16 protein-coding genes are annotated in these 21,170 nt (G+C 71.9%); 4 read left to right on the top strand and 12 right to left on the bottom strand.

All coding sequences use genetic code 11. The annotated features are described in order from the left end of the window. The first annotated feature begins 431 nt into the window (after positions 1-431). The gene (locus tag IEY55_RS20145; protein WP_229686572.1) at positions 432-1,256 is read left to right on the top strand and encodes an alpha/beta fold hydrolase; all 825 of its coding nucleotides are present in this window, start codon (positions 432-434) and stop codon (positions 1,254-1,256) included. A gap of 1,222 nt (positions 1,257-2,478) precedes the next feature. On the opposite strand, the gene IEY55_RS20150 is transcribed toward IEY55_RS20145, so the two are convergent. Together IEY55_RS20150 and IEY55_RS20155 are read right to left on the bottom strand one after the other, a co-directional pair. Next, on the bottom strand, positions 2,479-3,435 hold the full coding sequence (locus IEY55_RS20150) for a D-alanine--D-alanine ligase family protein (RefSeq protein WP_189060063.1): 957 nt from the start codon (positions 3,433-3,435) through the stop codon (positions 2,479-2,481). Positions 3,436-3,513: 78 nt separating this feature from the next. After that, positions 3,514-4,950 (bottom strand): aminotransferase-like domain-containing protein, encoded by a 1,437-nt coding sequence (locus IEY55_RS20155; RefSeq protein ID WP_189060064.1) that lies wholly within the window; start codon positions 4,948-4,950, stop codon positions 3,514-3,516. 162 nt (positions 4,951-5,112) lie between these two features. Between IEY55_RS20155 and IEY55_RS20160 the strand changes: the two genes are divergently transcribed. Next, positions 5,113-5,739 carry a GNAT family N-acetyltransferase gene (locus tag IEY55_RS20160; RefSeq protein ID WP_189060065.1) on the top strand — a complete coding sequence of 209 codons (627 nt, stop codon included), beginning with the start codon at positions 5,113-5,115 and terminating at the stop codon, positions 5,737-5,739. A gap of 295 nt (positions 5,740-6,034) precedes the next feature. On the opposite strand, the gene IEY55_RS20165 is transcribed toward IEY55_RS20160, so the two are convergent. The 9 genes from IEY55_RS20165 to IEY55_RS20205 all read right to left on the bottom strand — a co-directional run bounded on the left by IEY55_RS20165 (position 6,035) and on the right by IEY55_RS20205 (position 17,193). Next, positions 6,035-7,180 (bottom strand): N-acetylmuramoyl-L-alanine amidase, encoded by a 1,146-nt coding sequence (locus IEY55_RS20165; protein ID WP_189060066.1) that lies wholly within the window; start codon positions 7,178-7,180, stop codon positions 6,035-6,037. A 229-nt stretch (positions 7,181-7,409) separates the two neighbouring features. Then, entirely contained in the window at positions 7,410-7,736 is a 327-nt protein-coding gene (gene trxA, locus IEY55_RS20170; protein WP_189060067.1) for a thioredoxin, read from the bottom strand. Between the two features lie 41 nt (positions 7,737-7,777). After that, a complete protein-coding gene (trxB, locus tag IEY55_RS20175; protein ID WP_189060068.1) occupies positions 7,778-8,782 on the bottom strand; it encodes a thioredoxin-disulfide reductase in 1,005 nt (334 codons plus the stop codon). 260 nt (positions 8,783-9,042) lie between these two features. Beyond that, positions 9,043-9,906 (bottom strand): RsmA family anti-sigma factor, encoded by an 864-nt coding sequence (locus IEY55_RS20180; protein ID WP_189060069.1) that lies wholly within the window; start codon positions 9,904-9,906, stop codon positions 9,043-9,045. Continuing rightward, positions 9,903-10,508, bottom strand: a complete 606-nt coding sequence (gene sigM / locus IEY55_RS20185) for an RNA polymerase sigma factor SigM (RefSeq protein WP_189060070.1) — start codon at positions 10,506-10,508, stop codon at positions 9,903-9,905. Before sigM ends, IEY55_RS20180 begins: the two co-directional genes overlap by 4 nt. Before the next feature lie 125 nt (positions 10,509-10,633). Beyond that, on the bottom strand, positions 10,634-12,181 hold the full coding sequence (locus tag IEY55_RS20190; protein WP_229686573.1) for a protein kinase family protein: 1,548 nt from the start codon (positions 12,179-12,181) through the stop codon (positions 10,634-10,636). 93 nt (positions 12,182-12,274) lie between these two features. Next, positions 12,275-14,092, bottom strand: a complete 1,818-nt coding sequence (gene murJ / locus IEY55_RS20195) for a murein biosynthesis integral membrane protein MurJ (protein ID WP_189060071.1) — start codon at positions 14,090-14,092, stop codon at positions 12,275-12,277. Between the two features lie 420 nt (positions 14,093-14,512). Then, the gene (locus IEY55_RS20200) at positions 14,513-16,699 is read right to left on the bottom strand and encodes a DUF6049 family protein (RefSeq protein WP_189060072.1); all 2,187 of its coding nucleotides are present in this window, start codon (positions 16,697-16,699) and stop codon (positions 14,513-14,515) included. Then, positions 16,696-17,193 carry an NUDIX hydrolase gene (locus tag IEY55_RS20205; protein WP_189060073.1) on the bottom strand — a complete coding sequence of 166 codons (498 nt, stop codon included), beginning with the start codon at positions 17,191-17,193 and terminating at the stop codon, positions 16,696-16,698. The genes IEY55_RS20200 and IEY55_RS20205 overlap by 4 nt, the downstream gene beginning before the upstream one ends. A gap of 148 nt (positions 17,194-17,341) precedes the next feature. On the opposite strand from IEY55_RS20205, the gene IEY55_RS20210 reads away from it, so the two are divergent. Next, positions 17,342-18,799 carry a CCA tRNA nucleotidyltransferase gene (locus IEY55_RS20210; protein ID WP_229686588.1) on the top strand — a complete coding sequence of 486 codons (1,458 nt, stop codon included), beginning with the start codon at positions 17,342-17,344 and terminating at the stop codon, positions 18,797-18,799. A gap of 52 nt (positions 18,800-18,851) precedes the next feature. Here the strand turns inward: IEY55_RS20210 and IEY55_RS20215 are convergent, their stop codons facing one another. Beyond that, positions 18,852-20,147: an MFS transporter gene (locus tag IEY55_RS20215; RefSeq protein WP_373290038.1), complete on the bottom strand. Its 1,296-nt coding sequence runs from the start codon at positions 20,145-20,147 to the stop codon at positions 18,852-18,854. 360 nt (positions 20,148-20,507) lie between these two features. Between IEY55_RS20215 and IEY55_RS20220 the strand changes: the two genes are divergently transcribed. Beyond that, positions 20,508-21,080, top strand: a complete 573-nt coding sequence (locus IEY55_RS20220) for a YqgE/AlgH family protein (protein WP_189060075.1) — start codon at positions 20,508-20,510, stop codon at positions 21,078-21,080. The last annotated feature ends 90 nt before the right edge of the window (positions 21,081-21,170 follow it).

Below are 21,170 nucleotides of genomic sequence, written 5' to 3' on the forward strand. Positions count from 1 at the left end.
GTCACAACCCGATCTTGGACACCCTTCGCCTGTCTCCAGGGACCACCCCGACTTCGGAATTACTCGTCTAGGTGTCGCGGACCAACCACCCCAGCAGGTCCTTTCGTGGCAACCCAAGAGCACTTGGGCGAAGCATGAGCCTGACGCGCCTGGTACTGGGCTGTTGGACCACACCGACGACAGGCTTGGGCCCAGCGGTAAGCCGATATCGTCCCCGTACTGCCTGGAACGGCTGTTCGTTGGGCCGCGATGGCGGCCGGGACCACCGCACCGTCCAAAGGAGGTGTGCGGAACTCTGTCATGTGTTCTCGCGTGGCGGGGTTCGATCTAGGCTGGCCGGCGGAAACGGTTGTGTGACAGGGAAATTTGGTAACGCGTCGGGCTAGGTGTAGTCAGGCGGGTAGGCAGTGTCGTAGTTGGGGTGTTTCTGCGTGGTCGAGGAGTATCGGGTCGTTCTCCGTGGGAGCCCGACGTCGGTTGTGGACTGGGGTGGTCCGGGCGTTCCGATGCTCGCCCTGCACGGGCATTTTGGCCGTGGCAGGACATTCGCGGGGCTGGCTCAGCGACTTCCTGACCAGTTCCGGCTGATCAGCTTTGACCAGCGAGGGCATGGTGCGAGCGAGGCGCGTGGTGACTTCAGTCGCGGCGCCTACGTTGCCGACGCCGCCGAGCTTCTCCGTCAGTACCTCCCGGCTCCTGCCGTTGTCCTGGGGCACTCCTCCGGTGGGGTGACGGCCTATCAGCTCGCCGCCCGGTATCCGGACCTCGTGCGTGCGCTCGTGGTCGTGGATATCGGGGCGGTGACTGGGAAACCGCACGTTGAGCACCCAATCCTCGATCTCCGCGGCTGGCCACGCGGGGTGGCCAGCCGCCACGACCTAGGTCGTGAGATCGAGATCCGGGGAGTGCCAGACGTCGGCTACTTCCTGGACAGTGCCGTCGAACGTCCGGACGGCTGGGGTTTTCTGTTCGACTATGACGACATGATGACCTCCCAACGAGCTGCGGTTGGTGATTACTGGTCGGACTGGGTGTCCTCCAGTTGCCCAGCCCTGCTGGTCCGGGGTGGTCGCAGCCCGCTCCTCAGTGCGGAGATGGCTCGGCAGATGATCGAGCGCCGGCCGAATGCCGTGCTCTGCGAGCTCCCAGGCCGCGGACACTTCTTGCCGACGGAGGACCCCGCCGGCCTGGGCAGGGCCATCGCCGCCTTCCTGCTCGAGGCATGCCACGAGGCATTGTCGATAAATCAACAGTGAGTCGCGTGGGGGCACGGGTGGCGTGGCCGGGGACAGGGAATCCACCGCTCTGGCGCGCAGATCCCTGTACTGATGGGGGTCCTGAGAGGAGGACGGACAGGGAGCCGGTTGATCTGTCGAGAGCGCCTCGATGGGCTCCGGTGCTCGCAACATTCACCTGCCGGCAGGCCGCCGCCGGTGGCGCTTCGGGACGTTTGGGCGCACGTTCGTCACAATCCGGCACCGCCACACCCGGAACGAGGAGGAACCCTTGAAGGTCTCCCGCTTGCGGTATGCCTGGCGGAGGTTCTCGCACACCCGGCCCGCCAGGCTCTGGAACGAGCTGAGCGTGTGGTGGTGGCACCGGTGCCATGTCGTTGGTGGGCATCGGCGACTCGACCAGCGACTCGCATGCCTCACGGCACCGCCGCCGCTCGACGGCGCGTGCGCTCGTCAGTCCGCTGTCGGCCTGGCCGAGGAGGTAGGCAGCGGCCGGCAGGAACGTCGTGGCGACAGCGTTGAAGCCACGGGCTGCCGAAGACAGCTGCCGCCTTCCAACGGTGGAACTCGAGTTCACAACGGGGAGGGAAGGGGCGGGTGGCCCGAGGACCTGGACCGGGCCGGGATGTCGCGGACGCGAGGCGCGCCGTACGGCCCGGCCTCCAGGGAGCTGGGGCCAGGTGCCATGACCACAGACATCGGTCTCGGCGTCACCGCACAAACCAGCCCAGGCGGCGGGCAAGGCCGCGCGCCGGGGTGCGCGGCCTCCCGGTAACGGAAGGTGGCGCTCCCAAGGAGTTCGCGAGCAACTCCCGGAATTCCGGTGCACCTGGGCAGATGGCTTTTGCCATGCTGCGGTCGACACGGTGCTCATGTCGTGTTCCCTTCAGGTCGGTGACGGGTGCATGCGTCAGCAACACCCACTGCTGTCTGGCAAAACCTCGTGCTGGGCACGACGAATCGACGTTCGTCAGCTCAGGCGAAACGAGGAAACCGGGGACACGGCGTCACAACATGACCTGACAAGGCAGACGGCATAAGCCGTAGAAGAAGGTCCGCAACGAGAGTTGGTCCCCAAGGGGGCGTGAAGCCCGCATCACCAAGCATGCCTGCATCGGCCCGGCAGCGAAAGGTATGGCACCCGAAGGAGAATCTTGATCACCAAGCAGAGTGATCGTAGACCACGAAGATCGGCGGGAGCGTCACTGGCCGTGCGCTCCTGCCGCGCAGTTCCTCGCGCGAATCAGCGATCGGCAGCCCGGCTGACTGCCCGCTCGACGAGGCCCGCATACACCTGGCCCAGGGAGTGGCCGGCGGCCTCGACAGCCATGGGCAGCAACGACGTTTCGGTCAACCCTGGAGACACGTTCACCTCCAGGAAGTACACCCGGCCGTCAGGCGCCACGATCGCGTCCGTACGCGACACGTCCCGTAGCCCCAACAACCGGTGCGCCGCGACAGCCAGCTCCCCCACGGCAGTCGCCGTGCCCTCGTTCAGGCGCGCCGGCGCATGGTAGGTAGTCAGGCCAGCCGTGTACCGCGCGTCGTAGTCGTAGATGCCGCTCTCCGGCACGATCTCCACTGCTGGTAGGGCCCGGGGGCCGTCCGGCCCCTCCACGACCGCTACGGCGACTTCAACGCCTTCGACGAACCGCTCGGCGAGCACGGTGTCGGCGTAGGCGAGGCAGCCGACCATCGCGGCGGGCAGCTCCGTGGCGTCCCGTACGACCTGGGCGCCCAGCGCGGAGCCGCCCTGGTCGGGCTTAAGCATTAACGGCAGGCCCAGCCGCTCCACGAGCGCGTCCAACACAGCCTGTGCACCCAGCTCCCGGAAGGTGCTGTGCGGCAGCGCCACCCAGTCCGGCGTCGCCAGCCCGACGCGGTCCAGCTCCGCCTTGGCCGTCGGCTTGTCCCACGCCCGCCGGCAGGCCCGCGGGTCGGTGCCGACGAACGGCACTCCCAGCATTTCCAGCACCGACTGGATGGAACCGTTCTCGCCCTCGCCGCCGTGCAAGGCGACCACAACCGCGTCGGGACGTTCCTCGCGGAGCCGGGGCAGCAGCCCGCCGTCGGCGTCCCACTCCGCCACGGTCAGCCCGGCGGAGCGGAGCGCCGCGGACAGCCGGCGTCCGGAGCGCACCGACACCTCGCGTTCGTGCGACAGCCCACCCGAGAGCACGGCGACGAAGCGATCGGTCACGTGACGACTCCCCTTCCGGCGAACAACGGGCTCGCCGTGAACCGGAAACCGTCCACGGCGATGACGAAGGAACTGGAATCAGGCGGTGTCCGGGGACGGCGACTGCCCGCCGGCAACCTCGGGCCTGCCACCCCCGGCCGACCGGGCACCGAACGTGTGCAGCAGCTCCTGCTCGGCCTCCAGCGCCGAAGCGAGCCGGCGCACCCCTTCCCGGATGCGTTCCGGCGTGGGGTAGCAGTACGACAGCCGCATCTGGCGGGAACCGAAGCCGGCCGCGTAGAAGGCGGTCCCCGGGACGTACGCGACACGTTGGGTCACCGCACGCGGCAGCATCGCCTTGGTGTCCAGCCCCTCCGGGACCGTCAGCCACACGTAGAAGCCACCGTCCGGCTTCGTCCACGAGCACCCCGGTGGAAGATGCTGGTCCAGGGCGGCCAGCATGGCGTCCCGCCGCTCCCGGTAGGCGGCCCGGAACTGCTTGATCTGGCCCTGCCAGTCGTAGCGGGCGAGGTACCGGGACACGATGGCCTGGTTGAACGCGGGCGGGCACAGCGTCGCCGACTCCGTCGCGAGCACCAGCTTCTCCCGCACCGCGTGCGGCGCGAGCGCCCAGCCCACGCGCAGGCCCGAGGCGAAGGTCTTGGAGAACGACCCGAGGTAGACGACGTTGTCCGCCTCCATCGAGCGGAGCGCCGGATAGGTCTGGTCGGAGAACCCGAGCAGACCGTACGGGTTGTCCTCGATCACCAGCACCCCGTGCCGGGCGCAGATGTCCAGGATCTCGGCCCGTCTCCGTACGGCCAGCGTGACGCCCCCGGGGTTGTGGAAGTTCGGGATCGTGTACAGGAACTTCACCCGGCGGCCCTGGCCGGCCAGTGTGTCCAGCGCTTGGCGCAGCGCCTCCGGCTGCAGGCCCTCGTCGTCCATGGTTACGTGCACGACCTCCGCCTGGTAGGCGGAGAAGGTGCTGAGCGCGCCCACATAGGAAGGCGCCTCGGCGAGCACCACGTCCCCCGGGTCGCAGAACACCCGGGTCACCATGTCCAGCGCCATCTGGGAGCCCACGGTGACGACCACGTCATCGGCGTGGGCAGAGATCCCCTCCAACGCCATGACGTCGCAGATCTGCTCCCGCAGCGCCGGCAGCCCGTGCGCGGAGCCGTACTGCAGCACGCTCTGGCCCTCCGTCGCCACCAGCTCGGCGACGTCGGTGGCCAGCGTGTCGAGCGGCAGCGCGGCCAGGTTCGGCATGCCGCCCGCCAGAGACACCACCTCGGGGCGGCTGGCCACCGCGAACAACGCCCGGACCTCGGAGGCCCGCATCCCCGCGGCGCGCTGCGCGTACCGCCGTAGGTGCGGGTCGAGGCTGCGGCCGCCGGACTGCCCACCGACCTGCTCGGTCGCCTGGGCCGCCTCCGGTGAACCCGCCGGCGCGGCCGCCGCAGACCCCGCCGCCGCGGCGGCAACGCCGCTGGTGGGCTGCTGGCGGGCCGGCTGCGATCCGGGTAGGTTCATGGTGGCGCTCCGAGCGTCGGTCCTCCGTCAGGACGGTTTCCGGCAGATTGGCCGAGTGTACGGGGCGTGGCGGAACCGGACGGCAGACCTTCCGGCGAAGCTCACACCCGCCAGTATCGGCACCCGGGCGCGCCGGGTGCCGCGCCCTACGCGGGAGGTCTGGTGTCGCGACGCGTCATCGGCGTCACCCTGGACAACCTCGACCACCTTCCCCGGCAGTGTCGGGGCTGCGTGTTCTGGGAGGTCGCCCCGCACCTGAAGGAGCAGACCGAGGAGTACGGGCAGACCGAGTTCGAGAAGGAAGCCTGGGTCTCCAACGTGCTGCTGGAGTGGGGCTCCTGCGGCAGGATCGCCTACGTGGACGGGGTGCCCGCCGGCTACGCGCTCTACGCCCCACCCGCCGTGGTTCCCCGCGCGGTGGCCTTCCCGAGCGGCCCGGTCAGCCCGGATGCTGTCCTGCTCACCGCCCTGCGCGTGGCGCCGGAGTTCGCCGGCGGGGGCCTGGGCCGGGTGCTTGTGCAGTCGGTCGCCAAGGACCTCACCCGACGCGGCGTCAAGGCCATCGAAGCCTTTGCCGATGCCCAGGCGGACGAGAACACGACCTGCGTCACCCCGGCCGACTTCCTGCTCCGGGTGGGTTTCAAGACGGTCCGCCCGCACCCGCACTGGCCCCGGCTGCGGCTGGAGCTGCGCACCGCGCTGTCCTGGAAGGAGGACGTGGAGGCGGCCCTGGAGCGGCTGCTGGGCTCGGTCACGATCGGACAGGCCACCCCCGCGATCCCGCGCTGATCCCCTGATTCGGGCGCCAGTCGAGACGAGCGATGTGGCCAGCGGTCGCCGAAGGGGACACGGCCCCAGGGGACGGCGTTGCCCGGGCACGTGCTGTCGGGCCTCCAAGGAGGCGCTCAGGTAGTCCGTGACCAGGGAAAACGAAAGCCCCGTAGTGGTGGGCGAGAACTCCCGCCTCGGCTCCCGCGGAAAGCGGGTCATTCTCGACTGGTCGCGTGCCGGTGGCTTCCTGGGTTCGCGCCACCTCGAGCTGCCCGTCGGCCCGCGGCTGGCCGCGCCCGAGCATCTCGACCGTTCACTCCGCCTTGGCCAGCTCGTGGCGCAGCAGGTCCTCGAAGGTGAACGTGCCGGTGGGCTGGTCGTCCTTGCCCAGCAGGTAGAGCCGCTTGACCGCGACCAGGATGCCCTCGGCCACCACGTCCCGGAACGTGGGGTCCAGCAGCCGCCGGCGGTCGTCCGCGTTGGTGAGGTAGCCCACCTCGATGCGCACCGCCGGGCAGCGGGTCAGCCGCAACAGTTCCCAGGTCTTCGGGTGCGGGTGGCAGTCCAGCATCCCGGTCCTGGCGACCAGCTCGCGCTGGATGAAGCCGGCCAGCGCCTCCCCCACCGTCGACGTGGTGCCGTTGCCGGTGCCGAAGTGGAAGGTCGCCACCCCCTGCGCCAGCGGTGAGGCGTTGGCGTCCACGTGCAGAGACAGGAACAGGTCGGCGCCGGCGTTGTTGGCGAACTGGGCACGCTCGGCCTCGGCCGGGCACACCGCGGGCCCGCGCGACAGCAACGCCTCCATCCCGGTGGCCACCATCCGGCCCTCCAGCCGGCGGGCGAGGTCCCACATCAGGTCGGCCTCGGCCGCGCCGTGCACCAGCACCCCGCGGTCCGGCCCACCGTGGCCCGGGTCGATGACGATGCGCTTGCCCCGCAGCCGCGGACCGGCCATCCGGACCCGCTCCTGCTCGCGCAGGAACACCGGCCGCCCGCCACGCACCTTCGGTTGCAGCTGGCGCAGCGCACGCAGCGTCCCCGGACCGCACATCCCGTCCACGACCAGGCCGTAGTCCCGCTGGAAGCTGCGCAGCGCCAGCTCGGTCTGCTTGCCGAACACCCCGTCCGGCCGCCCGGCGTCGTAGCCCAGCTCCAGCAACCGTTCCTGCAGGGCGAACACGTCGTCGCCGCGCATCGGCCTGGAGACGAGGAAGGTGAGGTTGCGGTCACCCAGCCGCCAGCGCGCCGCACGCAATGCCTCGTAGGTGGCCGGGCCGACGACGCCATCGGTGATCATGCCGCGCTGTTGCTGGAAGGCGCGCACCGCATGCTCCGTCGCGGCGTCGAAGACCGGCGCCCCGGGCTGGCCGTTGGCCGGCGGGAGGAGTCCCAACGCGACGAGCGTGGCCCTGATCTCGGCCACCGCCGGCCCGGTGTCCCCACGACGGAGTAGCTGCATGCACCCCTCGCTCGTCTCGGGCGCCGGCGGGGGCCGACGCGCAACGTGCCGTCCTATTGTGCCTTGCCGCCAGTGATCGCCCCGGTGGGGCTACGGCTTGCGGTCGACCGGCCACCGAGGTGTACCCGATGGGCTTACCCCGAACGCCGACGACCCATCCGCCCAGTAACAGGACGGATGGGTCGCGGTTGGCGTTGCACGCCGTGGGGTGCGCCTCGAGCGCACCGGCTCAGAGCACCTCGGCGAGGTCGGTCAGCAGTGCCTGCTTCGGCTTGGCACCCACGATCTGCTTCACCGGCTCGCCGCCCTGGAACAGGATCATGGTCGGCACGGACATGATCTGGTAGTCGCGGGCGGTCGCGGGGTTCTGGTCGATGTCCAGCTTCGCGACGGTGATCTTCTCGCCGTGCTCGGCGGCGATCTCCTCGAGCACCGGAGCGACCATCTTGCACGGGCCGCACCACGTGGCCCAGAAGTCGACCAGGACGGGCTTGTCGCTCTGCAGCACGTCCTCGACGAAGCTGCTGTCGGTCACGGTCTTGGTGTTGCCGGCCATGCTCTCTCCTCGCTCGGATGGGGTGGGGCGCCGGTGCCCGGTCAGTTGACGGCGGCGGTCGCGGCTTCGGCGTCGGTGCTGGCGGCGTAACCGCCGCCCACCAGCTCGGCCGGCACGGGGTGCTCGGCGAGCCATCGCTCGGCGTCGATGGCGGCCGAGCAGCCGGAGCCCGCCGCGGTGACGGCCTGCCGGTAGGTGTGGTCGACCAGGTCGCCGGCGGCGAACACGCCGGGCAGGTTCGTCCGCGTGGTGGGGTACTGGACCCGGACGTAGCCCTCCTCGTCGGCATCGACCTGGCCGCGTACCAGCTCGCTGCGCGGGTCGTGGCCGATCGCGACGAACAGGCCGGTGACGTCCAGGTTGGACTCCTCGCCGGTCACGGTGTCGCGCAGCCGCACCCCGGAGACGCTGCCGTCGCCGAGCACCTCGGTGACCACGGCGTTGGTGATCCAGCGGATCTTGTCGTTGGTGCGGGCACGCTCCAGCATGATCCGGGACGCGCGGAACTCTTCCCGGCGGTGGATGATCGTCACCGACCGGGCGAACTTGGTGAGGAAGGTGGCCTCCTCCATGGCGGAGTCCCCGCCGCCGACCACCGCGATGTCGTGGTCGCGGAAGAAGAAGCCGTCACAGGTGGCGCAGGACGAGACGCCGTGGCCGAGCAGCTGCTGCTCACCGGGAACGCCCAGGTAGCGGGGAGCGGCACCCATGGCCAGCACCACGGCCCGGGCGCGGTGCTCGACCCCGCCTGCGACCACGGTCTTGACCGGGCCGGTGAGCTCCATCGACTCCACGTCCTCGGCCCGCAGGTCGGCGCCGAACCGCTCGGCCTGGGCCCGCATCTGCTCCATGAGCTCGGGGCCCATGATGCCCTCGCGGAACCCGGGGTAGTTCTCCACTTCCGTGGTGGTCATCAGGGCGCCGCCGTACTGGGTGCCCTCGAACACCAGGGGGCGCAGCTGTGCGCGGGCGGCGTACACCGCGGCGGTGTAGCCGGCCGGCCCCGAGCCCACCACGATCAGGTCCCGGATCTCGCCAGTCACCATCGGCCCTTCCGTCTCCAGGAGCGCGCTGTCATCGCGCCACCTTGCTACGCGCCCCGGACCTCCTCGGCCGCCACCGGTGGGCGGCTTGCGGATATCGAGCGGGGCGCACCCGCCTTCAACGCGATCGTAGGGGCGCCTGTTCCCTCGACCTCCGGGTGACGGCGATCACGGCAAGCTGTGAGCAGGGGCTTCGGCCGGCGCGCCCGCGCACCTGTGGCGTAGCGAACGGCCCGCGCCGGGAGAACCGTGGTTCTCGCTGATCAGCGACGGCCGATCACGGTGTCGGACAGGACCTGCGGCTTGTCCGGACCGCACTCGTCGCCGAGCACCACCAGCCGGTATCTGGTGAACTCGCCGGTCGGGAGCAACACGAGCACGGCCTTGCGCTGCTCCAGCTGCACCGTTCTGGTGCCCAGCGGTTCACCCGGGTCCGTGATCCCCGCGGCCGCCAGGCAGCCCCGGATGCGCTCCGGGCCCTCCAGCGGCCCGTAGTCCCGGGCACCCAGGACGTCGTTGACCGGCACCTTGCCGGCCCTGACGTCCCCCTCGGACAGCGCCAGCGGCGGCGAGCCCGCCCCGTCGTCGGCCGCACCGGGCTGCGGGCTGCCACCGGTGTCGCGGGGCAGGTTGACGAACACCAGGCCCAGCACAGCGGCGGCCGTGGCCAGCAGGCCGGCACCCCACCCGAGCCGCCGGTTGCGCCGCTGCCGTGCCGCCTCGATGTCGACGACCGGCGCGGCGGGCCGCTCCACCGGCACCGACGACGGGGGTGGCGGGCTCGGGAGTTGCTCCACCGGTGCCGGTGCCGGCCCGCGCCGGGAGGCTTCCCGCTCCCACGCCTCGGCCGCCAGTGCCTTGTCGATGCGTTCGGCCACCTCGGCCGGCATCGGCACCGGCGGCAACGCGGCCAGCTCGTCCACGGTGGCGTCCAGCGCCGCGAGCACCTCGCGGGCCTGCGGGTCGGCGGCCACCCGGGACCGCAGCTCCGCCTCGACCTCGGGGTCGAGCGCGCCGGCGTGCAGGTCGGCGAGGAGGTCGAGGGACCACCGCGGTCCCGCCGTGGCGGCGGCCTCCGACCCGCGCACCGGGTCGAGCCCGCGGCCCGACCGCTCGTTGCCGGTCATCGTCCCTCCCGTCGACGCATGGCTGCGTCATCTGGGACGTTCGCACCTGCATCGGGGTTCCGCAGGTGTCCCAGTAGTTTGGCCAGCCTGGCACGCCCCCGCGCACACCGGCTCTTGACGGTGCCCTCGGCGACGTCAAGCAACCGGGCCGTCTCGGCCACGGAGTACCCCTCCACGTCCACCAGCACGATCGCGGCGCGCTGCTCGTCGGGCAGCCCGGCCAGCGCGTCCTGCACGGCCAGCCGGGTCTCCCGCTCGGCCATGGCGTCCCGCGGGCTGGCCGGTTCGCCCGGCCCGGCCTCCGGCAGCGGCACGGTGGGCCGGCTCTGCCGGCGCCGGACCCGGTCCAGGCAGGCATTGACCACGATGCGGTGTAACCAGGTGGTGACCTGGGACTCCGCCCGGAACGACGAGGCAGCGCGGAACGCCGAGATGAACGCTTCCTGCACCGCGTCCGCGGCCTCCTCCGGGTCGCGGAGCGTGCGCAGGGCCACCGCCCACATGCGGTCCCGGTGGCGGCGTACCAGCTCGGAGAACGCGTGTGGATCGCCGGCGGCGTGGGCCGCTATGAGGTCGGCGTCCGAACTGGCGGCGGCTGTCACGCGCGTGAGAATAACGGGAGTGATCGCCATCACCCCCACCATGCCCTCGGGTGAAACGATTCACCCGCACGCGCAAGGACAACGGCTCGCACGGACCAGGCCGGCGCGGGTGGCGCAGCGCGATCTCACCCGCGTGCGTAGGGGACGACCTCGCCGATCGCCGACTGGTAACCGGGGTTCTCATCGGCCAGCTCGGTGATCCACACCAGCAGGTAGCGGACCCGCTCGGGCTTGTCGATCCGGATCTCGGTGCGCTCCTGCTCCAGCTTCCGCTCGGCGAGCACCGTCCCGTCCTCCGGCTTGGCGTCGGGGGAGTCGACCGCGACCAGCCGCACCTTGGTGCCCTTGCTCGGCGAGTCGATGGTGACCTTACTCAGCGGTGCCGGGTCCGTGAGCCTCAGCAGCAGCCCGACCCCGTTCTTGAAGGCGGGGAACTGCTGCTTGTAGACCTCGGTCCGCCACCAGGTACCCGGGTCGCCGTCGATCACGCGATCGGCGGTGGCCGCGTTGTCTGCCCCGGTGCCGGGCGGGGTCACCACGTCGACCGAGGCGATCCCGACCTTCGGGCCCACCCTCGGCGCGGGCTGGCCGGACGTCCCGGTCGGGCCCTGGCCCACCACCAGCGGCGGAGCGCTGTGCTTGTCGTCGCCGACCACCAGGCTGACGGCCTGCATCCCGACGAAGGCGATCACCGCGATCGTCGCGACGGTCAGCACGGCCACGCTGATCAGGAGCTTGCGTCGGCGCTGGCGTTCCCGCTCCCGCTCGGCCTGCTCCTCCGGGGTCGGGTTCGGCCCGCCCCGCTCCTGGATGGCCCTCAGCATCGCGGTCTCGGCCTCGGCCGCCGCGGCCTGCTCCAGCACCTGGAGGACGGCCGCACCGGTGCGCACGCCACCGATGCTGGTGTCGACGAGGCTGCGCACCGCGATGGTGGAGAGCTGGTGCGGCACCACCGGCCGGAGCGTGCTCGGCGCGACCACGGTGCCGTCCGGCCCCATCGGCGCGGTGGGCAGGCTGTTCGGCCCGCCGGGCAACGCCCACCGCCCGGTGAGCAGCAGGTAGAGCGAGGCGCCGACGGCGCGGACGTCGTCGCGGGGCGTGGAGTCCGGGCGCGGGCCGGGAAACGCCAGCCGGAGTTCACCTTCGGGCGTCACCCGGATGCGTTGCGGGTGGTCGGCGCCGAGGACCAGGCCCACGTGGTGCGCGGCCTCCACCGCGGCGGCCAGCGGCTCCAGCAGCCGGGCCGCGGTGCCGGCCGGCAGCGGGCCGTCGGCCACCAGGTCGACCAGGTCGGTGCCCTGGGTCCACTCGGCCACCACCATGCCGAGCACGCCGGCCGGGTCGCCCTTGCTCGGGCTGAGCACGTCGAGTACCCGGGCCATGCCGGGGTGGATGAAGCCGCAGATGTGGGTGGCCCGCTCCAGCGACTTGCGGGCCCGGCCGGCGACCTCGACGTTCTGGTGCTCACCCACGAGCACGGTCATGGCGACGTCGCGGCCGAGCGAGCCGTCGCGGGCGCGCCAGAACTCCGCGTTGCACCGGTGGTCGGTGCCCACTCTCGACAGCAGGCGGTAGCGGCCCTCCCCCAGGATCGCGCCCGGTACGAGCCCGGCGCGGCTCTGCGCCGCACGGTCGCGGCGCGGCATGGCGTAGTCCGTCGGCTTCCCAGTCACCCGTGTGCTCTCCTGCTCCGCGCTCTCCCGGGGGCGCCGGCCGGCCCCTGCGGCAGCGCGGAGACTCGAGTCGAGAGTACGGGACCGCTGAAGCTAGCGACGCCGGACGAGACCGGCGATACGTCGGGCGGCCGGTCCCAGCTCCTCCGTCCTGAGCACCACGAGCAGGCCGAACGACACGGCGAGGGTGACAAGTACTTCGAGCGGCAACGAGATCCACGCGGTGAGAAGCCGGTCCTCGGACGCGCCGCTCACGCCGAGCAATGCCAGGACCAGGCTCGTCACCAGCCAGGCGGCGAGACAACCCCCGATCGTGGCTCCCACGGCCTTACCCGTTGTTGTCAACAGCCGTTTGGTGTCGGCATGGCCCAACCGGGCGCGCAGCCAGATCTGTCCCACGACGGCGCCGACCACGAAGCTGAACGAGTAGACCGCGGAGAGCCCGACCACGACCTCGTTCGTGTCGTGCCACAGCACGGGCACGAGCAGGGACATCGGCACCATGACCCCGACCCGGATCGCGTTGATCAGCGTCGGCGTCCGGGAGTCCTTCATCGCGTAGAAGACCCGCAGCTGCAGCATGTTCAGCGAGAACGGCACCAACCCGAACGCCGACAGCGCCAGCGCGTAGCCCAGGCGGTAGGCGTTCTCCGGCGAGGACTTGCCGTAGGAGAACAGCACGATGCCCGTGGAGATGCCGGCGATGGTGAGCACGCCGCTGAGGGGGGTCAGCATGACGGTGGACAGGCGCGCGCCCTGCGACATGTGCGCCACGACCCCGGGCACGTCGTGGTCGGCCGCGGACGCGCTCATCCGCGGCATGATCGCGGACAGTAGGGAGAACCCCAGCACGCCGTAGGGCAGCTGCCACAGCAGCCAGGCGTAGTTGAACGCGGTGACGCCGCCGGCGGCGTGCCCGGTGGCCACCCGGATGATCACGAACATGCTGACCGCGCTGATCGCCGCGTAGGCGATCACCCAGGCGGCCAGCCCGCCGAACTCCCTGAACCGCGGGTCCAGGCCCCAACGCCAGCGGAAGCGGAAGCCACTGCGCAGCAGCGCCGGCACCACCCAGGCCGCCTGCACGACGATGCCCATGGTCGTGCCGATGCCGAGGATGAGCAGCTTGGTGTTGCCCATCTGGACCGGGTCCAGGCTGATCTCGCCCGGGGCCATGGAGTACAGGCCGAGCCCGACGATCACGACGACGTTGTTGAGCACCGGCGCCCACGCCGGCGGACCGAACACGTGCCGGGCGTTGAGGATCGCGGTGAACAACGCGCCCAGCCCGAAGAACAGGATCTCCGGCATGAGCAGGTAGGCCAGTGCCGTGGCCAGCTCGGGGTTCGCCTGGCTGTCGGCCCCCCTGCTCATGTACAGCCGGATCAGCAGCGGCGCCGAGATGACCATGAGGACGGTGGCGATACCCAGCAGCACCGTGGCCATCGTGACCATGCGTTGCGCGTACGCCTCGCCGCCGTCTGCGTCCTCCTTCTGCGCCCGTACGAGCAAGGGCACGACGACGCTCGTCAGTACGCCGCCGAGCAGCAGCTCGTAGACGGCGCTGGGCAGCGTGAAGGCGACCTGGTAGGAGTCGTTGACCACCCCGGTACCGATCACCGCGGCGAGCAGCAGCTTCGACACGAAGCCGGTGATCCGGCTGACCAGGGTCGGGATGACCATGGAGAGGCTGTCGCGGGCCAGCGACCGCTCCTGGATGCCCGACTCGACGTCGCCGGAGCCGGTGATCCGCGTCTCCGGGTCCGCCGGGACCACCGGAATGATCTGGGTCTCGGCCGCCGCGGTGGTCGGCATGACCGTCGTCTTCGCGGCCGGTATCACCTGGGTCTGGGCCGCGGCCGGGTCGATCCGGGGGATCGGCTGCGTCGGCGGGTCCGCGGCGCCCGACATTGCTCCGGGCGGGGCACCCGGCGGTGGCTGGGCCGGGAAGGATGGCGGAACCGGAGAACCAGGGGAACCCGGGGCCGCCGGCGGCTGCGGCGGACCCTGGTGCGAGACGGGAGGTCCAGCCTGGTGCGGGGTGGCCGGAGGCGCTCCCACCGGTGGCTGCTGTGGGTGCGGCTGGGACGTCGGCGGAGCGATCCGGGGGAGCTGCTGGGTCCGCTCCGCTGCCTCACCGTCGGAGGGCGGCTGCCCCTGGCCGGGCGGTGTCGGACCCGTGGGCCCTGGTTGTCGCCCCTGCATCAGCTCTCGCTCGCTCCCTCGTCACCGCCCTCCCGGGCGTGCACCTCGCCTGCACCGACATGCCGCACCCGGAGGGTGGCCAAGAGCCGGCCCGGCTCGGCGTCGAGCCGCCGACCACTTCCGTGGTCACTCCTGGCCGTCTCCGGCATGCGCCGTCGGTGCGCCATGATTCCCGTTTTTGCCGGCACGTGCCGTCCTGACGCGGCGGATCACACGGCGCGCGGAAAGCGCCAGCAGCAGGACCGCGGCGCCGATGGTGATGCCGGTCGTGATGCTGCCGTATGCGGTGGACTCGAGGGTGAGCCGGACTGGCTCACCGAGAGCTGTGCCACCCGGTGTGGCCAGCCGGACGTCCACGAAGAACCGCCCCGACCGCTCCACCTGGGCCGGGATCCGGCGCTGCACGCTGCCCCGCGCCGGTACCCGCTGCACCTCGATCTCCTGGGTGCGCACCCCGGCGGTGTCGGCGATGTGGATCCGGACGTCGACGTTGACGGGGAGCTCGTTGGTGATCGTCAGCGGCAGCGGGCTGTCCGAGGAGGCCAGGGTGTAGGAGTTGGCCTTGACCACCTTGATGCTGTGCCGGATGTCGGTGAGCTGCCCGTCTGTGCTGGCGGCCCAGCGCTGGGCCAGTTCGGGTGAGCCGCGCCACGCGGTCGAGGTGCTGCGGAGCAGGCCGTAGGAGATGGGGCCGAGCAGGGTGCCCGGCTCGTAGTTGGTGGCCGGGTCGGCGCTGGCCGCGGCGCGCAGGTCCCGCACCTGGTTGCGGACTCCGGTGACGCGGGCGGTGACCGCGGCCGGAACCTCCTGGTTCCCGGCGTCGACCGGGTAGTTCAGCCCCGCGGTCCGGCCGTCGGGCTGCAGCGCGGTGAGCTGCTGCAGGGAGGTCAGCTCGGCGAGCTTGGCGTCGGCCACCTCGCGCACCGCCCGGAGCAGGGCACGCATGTCGTCGAGGGAGTAGTCCCAGCGCCGCGGGGGTGCGAGCAGCAGCGGCCCCTGGGGACGCGCGACCGCGGTCCGGTGTGCGAGCACCCCGATCGCGTCCTGCACCGCGGTCGCCGGCGGGGCGCCCGCGGCGAGGGCCTGGGTGAAGAGCGGGTCCAGCTGCAGGGCCAGCGGCATGCTGCCCCCGCTGGGGCGGCCGGCGGACACGCGGACCGGGGCCAGCCCCGGCGGCTCGTCGCGCAGCCCACGCGGCTCCACCAGCACCGTCTGCGTCCCGTTCACGACCAGGTCGGACAGTGCCCGCTCGTCGAGCAGCCCGCCGGCCGGCCACACCACGTTCTGCAGCAGCTGGGTGCCCAGGGCGGTATGCACCTGGTCGGCGCCCTTCATCGCCTCGCCGACCTGGTCGGCCAGGCCCGCACGGGACAGCGCCACCAGGTCGGGGTCGGCGAAGGGCAGTGCGAACACGCACCGACCCTTGGTCACTTCCTTGAGCCGGTCCAGCCATGCCCTGGCGGTGTTGGCGCTGGTGCCCTCGGCCACGCCGTTGCCGGTGCGGACCTGGTAGCCCTTCTCGGCCATCGCCGTAACGGTGTGGACCAGGTCGGGGTCGATGGCGAAGCACAGGGCGTTGCCCACCGGGGAGTCCGCCGAGGTCTCCTGCTCCACGGCGCGCAGGATGTTGTGCAGCCGGCCGTTCGGGCCGAGCGAGTTGACCAGCTCCTCGTCGGCGAGCACCGGCCGGCCGTCGGGCGTTGTGCTCACCGCGCGTGGCTTGTCGACCACCGGCCACACCAGGCTGAGCTGGGGTGCCGAACCCGACGGCGCGGCCCTGGCCCCGTCCCCGGGCAGGCCGAGCACGGGCAGCAGCATGTGCGCCTCGGCGACCCGCCCCTGCGGGCCGTAGCCGGGCCGGCCGGTCACCTCGACCTGGACCGGGTAGACGCTCGGCTCGGTGATCCGCAGCGAGTCCGGCGTGGAGCCGAGCAGCGGGGCCTCGAGGCGGAAGGTCACCGACCGGCCCGGGTCCAGGCTGGTGGCGACCTGCTGGCTGGCCGGCTGGATGAAGCCCATGTTGGTCGCGGTGCCCGACAGTGCGTCGTCGAGCCGGTCCGCGGTGGGAATCCGATCGCCGCGCTGCAGCCGGACCTGAACGTTGTCGACGCGGCGCCCGCCGATGTTGGTGAGCCGGCCGGTCACCGTCATCTTGTCCGGCCCGCCGGCGGTCACCATCCGGGGCCCGTAGGAGGTCAGGTCGAGCCTGAGCTCGGCGGCGTGCTGGGCGTGTGCGGTCCCGGGCAGCGGTGCCGCCAGCACCGCCACCACCGCGGTCAGCACCGCCATCAGCGCCCGACGCGGCCGCGTCACGCGCGCTCCGTCAGCAGCTCGGACGCCCGGCGCACCAGCCGCCGCTCGTCGGCGTAGGCGAGCAGCTCGTCCAACTCACCAAGCGGCACCCACGCCACCTCGGTGACCTCCACGTCCTCGTCGGAAAGCTCGCCGCCGACCGCCTGCATCAGAAAGTGGTGCACCGTCTTGTGCACCCGCCGGTCGTCGGCGACGAACCAGTAGTCGATGGTGCCCAGCGCACCGAGTACGCGCCCGGTGATGCCGGTCTCCTCGGCGACCTCGCGCACCGCCGCCTGCTCCGCGGTCTCCCCCGGCTCGATGTGGCCCTTGGGCAGGGACCACAGCAGCCGGCCGCGTCTGTCCAGGCGGCCGATGACCGCGGCGCTGTGCCGGCCGGTGTCCACCACGAGCCCACCGGCGGACGTCTCGTCCACGGTCCGCAGCCGCCGACCCCGGCGCCGACCCCGGCGCCCCGGCCTGCTACCGCCGGAACGACCGGACGACGGGGGCATGATGGCGATGGTAGTGAAGCCGCACCTGCCGGTGACCGGCTCGCCGCGCCGGCCGGCCCGGCAGCGCCAAGTACCCTGGTCCCCCGTGCCTCCCACCAACCGCACCCAGCACGGTAAGGACACCGCGGCCGCCACCGACAGCAACCGGCTGACGGCACAACGCGGTGCGGTGCAGCGGAATGCGGTGGTGGAGTTGCTCAAGGTGGCGCCGGTCGCGGACGAGCTGGCCGAGCGGTTCGAGGCCGTCGGGCACCGGCTGTACCTCGTCGGCGGCAGCGTACGGGACGCGCTCCTGGGCCGGCTGGGCACCGACCTCGACTTCACCACCGACGCGCGGCCGGAGCAGGTGCAGCGGATCCTCGCCGGCTGGGCGGACGCGGTCTGGGACACCGGTATCGCTTTCGGCACCGTCGGTGCCACCAAGCACGGCGCCACCCTGGAGATCACCACCTTCCGTGCGGATGTCTACGACCGGGTGGGCCGCAACCCCGACGTCACGTTCGGCGACACCATCGAGGGCGATCTGGTGCGCCGGGACTTCACCGTCAACGCGATGGCGGTGCAGCTGCCGGAGCGCAGGTTCGTCGACCCGCACGACGGGATGGAGGCGCTGGTCGAGGAAGTGCTCGACACCCCGGCCGCGCCCGAGGACTCCTTCGCCGACGACCCGCTGCGGATGCTGCGCGCGGCCCGCTTCGTCTCCCAGCTCGGCTTCCGGCCGGCACCGCGCGTGCTGGCGGCGATGCAGGAGATGGCCGAGCAGATCAACCGGATCACCGCCGAGCGGGTGCAGACCGAGCTGAGCAAGCTGATCTGCGGCAGCCAACCCCGGCGCGGCATCGAGCTGTTGGTCGACACCGGGCTGGCCGACCACGTGCTGCCCGAGGTGCCGGCGATGCGGCTGGAGATCGACGAGCACCATCAGCACAAGGACGTCTACCACCACTCGCTGGTTGTGCTGGAGCAGGCGATCGAGCTGGAGGAGCGCGACGACCCGTCCGCCGGGCCGGACCTGGTGCTGCGGCTGGCGGCCCTGCTGCACGACATCGGCAAGCCCGCGACCCGGCGGTTCGAGCCCGGTGGGGGGGTGAGCTTCCACCACCACGAGGTGGTGGGCTCGAAGATGACGCGCCGGCGGCTGAAGGCGCTGCGGTACTCCAAGGAGATCACCGAGGACGTCGCCAGGCTCGTCTACCTGCACCTGCGGTTCCACGGCTACGGCACCGGACAGTGGACCGACTCCGCGGTGCGGCGGTACGTGACCGATGCCGGCGACCTGCTGCCGAGGCTGCACAAGCTGGTTCGGGCCGACTGCACCACGCGCAACCGGCGCAAGGCACAGGCCCTGCAGCGCACCTACGACGACCTGGAGGAGCGGATCCAGCGGCTGGCCGAGGAGGAGGACCTCAGGCGGGTCCGGCCCGATCTCGACGGCAACGAGATCATGCGGATCCTGGGTATCCCGCCCGGCCCGCTGGTGGGAAAGGCGTGGAAGCACCTCAAGGAGCTGCGGCTGGACCGCGGGCCGCTCTCGCACGACGAGGCCGTGGCCGAGCTGCTGCGCTGGGCCGCCGAGCAGGGCATCGAGCCGCCCGGCCAGGGCTGAGGTGACCCACGCCCCCCGGGGCGATCCGCCGGCCCGGGGTGGACCGTGCCCGTCAGCCCCGGTCGGGGCGCTCGACGGTGAGGTAGCCGATCAGCCCGACCAGGTAGACGACGCTCGCCGTGGCGAGGAGCCCGGGCGCGTAACCGTCGGCGGGGACGACGAACGCGGCCAGGGCCACCGCGACGACGTAGGCGACGTTGAACAGGGTGTCGTAGAGGGCGAAGACCCGGCCCCGCACCTCGTCGCCGATGTCCTGTTGGACCGCCGCGTCCAGGGACAGCTTGACCACCTGGCCCGCCCCGGCGAGGACGAAGGTCGCGATCACCACCGTCGGCAACGCCAGCAGCAGCCCCAGACCGAGCTGCGCCGCGGCCGCCACGACCAGCGCACCCGCGATGGCGCGGCGGCGGCCGAAGTAGGAGACCAGGGGCGGGGTGACCACCGCGGCGACGAGCATGCCCGCGGCTCCCCCGGCGACCGCCTGCCCCACCCCGGCGATGCCGGCCCGGAAGACCGCGCCGTCGGTGAACCAGTACCGCATCAGCAGCAGGCCGACCAGCGTGGAGACGCCGAAGGCCAGCCGGTGGGTCAGCAGGGCGGCGAAACCGGCGGCCACGGTGGGGGTCCGGGCGGCGGCGCGGCCGCCGTCGGCCAGGCCGTGCGCCACCGCGACCATCGTCTGCGGGGGTTCGTCGAACTCGTCGGGGCCGAGCTCGCCCCTGGCGAACCTGGCCGCCGCGACCGCCGCGACCAGCGAGCCGAGCACGGCGAACCCCGTGACCAGTGCGGAGCCCGTGTTGTCCACGCCGAGCACGGGGCGCAGGGCGATGGCGCAGGCGCCGCCCACGGCGGCGACGGCCGCGCCCAGGGTGGCGGCGACGGCGTTCGCCTCGACCAGGTGGTCGCGGTCCACCACGTGCGGCAGCGATGCGGACAGACCGGCGCCGACGAACCGGCTCACACCCATGACCAGCAATGCGCCGGCGTAGAGCGGGACACCCGCGATCCCGGCGCCCACCGCGGCGGCGGTGACCACGACCAGGACGCCCCGCAGCAGGTTGGCCACCACCAGGACGCGGCGGCGGTCCCACCGGTCGAGGAAGGCACCGGCGAAGGGGCCGATCACCGAGTAGGGCAGCAGGAGCACCGCCAGGCCGATGGCGACCGCGATCGGGTCGGCCTGGCGCTCGGGGTTGAACAGCACGGCACCGCCGAGACCGGCCTGGAACATGCCGTCGCCCCACTGGGCGGCGAACCGGGACGCCAGCAACCGTCGGAACCCACCGCCGGCGAACAGGCGTCGGGCTCCGACCTTGTTGATCGCGCCCACCGCGCCCAAGGACGTCACGGAAGTCGAGCCTACGGCGGCCGGGGCCGCTCTGCGATGACCCGGCAATGGCCGGGTGACCAGGGAAGGCACCGGGTGCGAGCGGCAAGCGGGGCAGCGTCGGCACAGCGGCCGGACAAGCCACTGGCCGGGCCCGACGGCCCGGCCAGCGGTGGTCGGTGACCCGGTCGCCTCTCGGCGGCGTGGCGCGACGCGGCTCCAGCCGGACGGTATTCCGCGAAGGCTCTTCTTCAGTGGGCCCGGGGGACACGGTGGCCACCGACCATCAGGCCCAACGCGCTGGGCCGCCCGCTTGTTCCCGTCGCTGGCAGAGATCGACGTGACCCACGTCGCAGCGTGGCGCGATGGAATCATGGGCCGGTGCGACCCGACGCAGACGTCGAGCCGGGAACGCTCCTGGTGGCCACGCCCGGCCTGCTCGACCCGAACTTCCGCCGGACGGTGGTGTACGTCATCGACCACCGCGGTGAGGGCACTCTCGGGGTCGTGCTGAACCGGCCGAGCGAGGTGGCCGTGCACGACGTGCTGCCCAGTTGGGGGCAGTACGCCAGCCGGCCGCAGGCGGTGTTCCTCGGTGGCCCGGTCGAGCAGAAGACCGCGCTGTGCCTGGCCGCCCTGCGCACCGGCGAGGACGCGGTGAGCGTGCCCGGGGTGATCGGGGTGCGGGGGCCGATCGCCCTGGTCGACCTGGACAGCGACCCCGACGACCTGGCGCCCAGGATGCGGGGCCTGCGGGTCTTCGCCGGTTACTCGGGCTGGGGTTCCGGCCAGCTCGGCGACGAGATCGAACGCGGGGACTGGCTGGTGGTGCCCGCGTTGCCGGACGACGTGCTCAGCCCGCCGGGCCTCGACCTGTGGGGCCGGGTGCTGCGCCGCCAGGGCATGCCGCTGGCCATGCTGGCCACCCACCCGATCGACGTCGCACGCAACTGATCAGCGCAAACTCATCAATCCCTGCGAGAGCACCCACGTCTGGGCGTCGTCGCTCCGCGGTCGTACTGCGCCGGAACTGTGAGCGACCCA

The organism is Longimycelium tulufanense, assembly GCF_014645795.1.
Classification (GTDB): Bacteria; Actinomycetota; Actinomycetes; order Mycobacteriales; family Pseudonocardiaceae; genus Longimycelium; species Longimycelium tulufanense.